The organism is Pseudomonas sp. MSSRFD41, assembly GCF_014230245.1.
GTDB lineage: Bacteria > Pseudomonadota > Gammaproteobacteria > Pseudomonadales > Pseudomonadaceae > Aquipseudomonas > Aquipseudomonas piscis.
Map to the genome: position 1 here is coordinate 1 of NZ_JACKZK010000060.1, position 2,085 is coordinate 2,085.

2 protein-coding genes and 1 pseudogene are annotated in these 2,085 nt (G+C 62.3%); 1 reads left to right on the plus strand and 2 read right to left on the minus strand.

All coding sequences use genetic code 11. The features are described 5' to 3' along the window. Both H7A76_RS32165 and H7A76_RS32170 read right to left on the minus strand, forming a co-directional pair. The coding region (locus H7A76_RS32165) for an ATP-binding cassette domain-containing protein (RefSeq protein ID WP_185702237.1) at nt 1–276 on the minus strand (276 nt) is incomplete at its 3' end. Between the two features lie 227 nt (nt 277–503). Beyond that, nucleotides 504–1,259, minus strand: a complete 756-nt coding sequence (locus tag H7A76_RS32170) for a gamma-glutamyl-gamma-aminobutyrate hydrolase family protein (protein ID WP_185702236.1) — start codon at nt 1,257–1,259, stop codon at nt 504–506. A 266-nt stretch (nt 1,260–1,525) separates the two neighbouring features. On the opposite strand from H7A76_RS32170, the pseudogene H7A76_RS32175 reads away from it, so the two are divergent. Beyond that, nucleotides 1,526–2,085 (plus strand): annotated as a pseudogene (locus tag H7A76_RS32175) (glutamine synthetase); the annotation flags it as partial.

The window sequence follows — 2,085 nt, forward strand, 5'->3', positions numbered from 1 at the left end:
GTAGGGCGGCATGTCGGTGATGTCCACGCCATCCAGCAGGATGCGTCCCTCGGTGGGTCGCTCGAACCCGGCGAGCATGCGCAGCAGGGTGGACTTACCGGAGCCGGAACCGCCCAGCAGGGCGAAGATCTCGCCTTGGTGGATCTCCAGGGACACATCGTCCACGGCCACGGTTTCATCGAACTTCTTGGTCACGCGGTCGATCTTCACCAGAACCTTCTGCGGGCTCGGGTGGCCTTCGAGGGCCTTCCGGTAAGTGCTGGAGGCGTTTGCCATATGAAACTCCCAACAGATGTCAGCGGCCTGGCCAATACGGCCCGGCCTAAAGGTTGATTGCCAGCCCGGGGGGCGGGCTGATTCGGCGCCGCCTCCCTGGCGGCCTGACGCTATTTGTTGTTGTGGTCTTGCCGTTTGCCGCTCACGCCGGATGTCGGGCGCGCACGAGGGCACGCGCCATGGGGCAGGGCGTGTTGTTACAGGTGCAAATGCGCGATGTGCAGGGCTTAGCGGCGCTGCGCGGCTCGTTGCCGGCAGGCGTCGCCGAAGGCCTGGAAGATCCGCAGGTAGGCCGGGGTCGACAGCACCTGCCATTCCGGGTGCCACTGCACGCCGAAGGCGAAGGCCTTGCTGTGTTCAACCGATACCGCCTCGATCAGGCCGTCCGGCGCCACGGCCTCGACCCGCAGGCCCGGGGCCAGGCGATCGATGCCTTGGCTGTGGATCGAGTTGACCTGGATCTCGCCATCCAGGCCCATGGCCGCGAAGACCCCGCCCGGCTGGATCGCCACCGGGTGCGCGGGGGCGTACTGCACCTCGATGCGCGGATCGTCGGCTTCACGGTGATCGAGAAAGCCCGGCAGCTCGTGGACCTTCTGGTGCAGGCTGCCGCCGAAGGCCACGTTCATTTCCTGGAAGCCGCGGCAGATGCCGAGCACCGGCACGCCGGCGGCGACGGCCGCGCGCAGCAGGGGCAGGGTGGTGGCATCGCGTTGCGGATCATGGGCGGTGCCCGGTTCGCTGGGCGGGCCCTGGTAGTGGAAGGGTTCGACATTGGAGGGCGAGCCGGTGAACAACAGCCCGTCCAGGTTGTGCAGCAGATCCTGGGTATCGACCAGGTCCGCCAGGGAAGGGATGACCAGGGGCAGGCCCTCGGCCGCGACGCTGACCGCACGCAAGTACTTGTCGCCGCTGACGTGGTAGGGATGCAGACCGATCTCTTTGACGCACGCAGTAACGCCGATCAATGGCTTGAATGCCATTTTTATCACCTCGAAATTCACGCTGGAACGAGTTTTTCCAGAGCTTATCCTCGTTGATTTTAATTAACAACTTCCATGTAAAAAATTCTAAACGCATTTCATGTGAAAGCCTTGATTGGCGCAGATTCTGGGGTTTTTTGGATTCTTGTGGGGCAAAATAATTAACGAATCGGCGCCATGCAGGGCTATTGACTTCGGTTTTTCTTTCGGATTGACTGCGGGTGCGTCACCGCAGTGAACATAATAATTAACACGATAGGTGCATCATGTCGGTCCCCCCGCGTGCCATTCAGCTCAATGAAGCCAACGCCTTCCTGAAAAAACATCCCGAGGTTCTCTACGTCGATCTGCTGATTGCGGACATGAACGGTGTGGTGCGCGGCAAGCGCATCGAGCGTACCGCCCTGCACAAGGTCTATGAGAAGGGCATTAACCTGCCGGCCTCGCTGTTTGCCCTGGATATCAACGGCTCCACGGTGGAAAGCACCGGCCTGGGCCTGGACATCGGCGACGCCGACCGCATCTGCTACCCGATCCCCGGCACCCTGAGCGTCGAGCCCTGGCAGAAGCGCCCCACCGCGCAGTTGCTGATGACCATGCACGAGATCGAGGGCCAGCCGTTCTTCGCTGACCCCCGTGAAGTGCTGCGCCAGGTGGTGAGCAAGTTCGACGAACTGGGCCTGACCATCTGCGCCGCGTTCGAGCTGGAGTTCTACCTGATCGACCAGGAGAACGTGAACGGCCGTCCACAGCCTCCACGCTCGCCGATCTCCGGCAAGCGCCCGCAGTCGACCCAGGTCTACCTGATCGACGACCTCGACGAATA

What these genes read in the sequence shown, in the direction of transcription:
- H7A76_RS32170 (WP_185702236.1), bottom strand. Translation starts at nt 1,259, where the DNA reads ATGGCATTCAAGCCATTGATCGGCGTTACTGCGTGCGTCAAAGAGATC.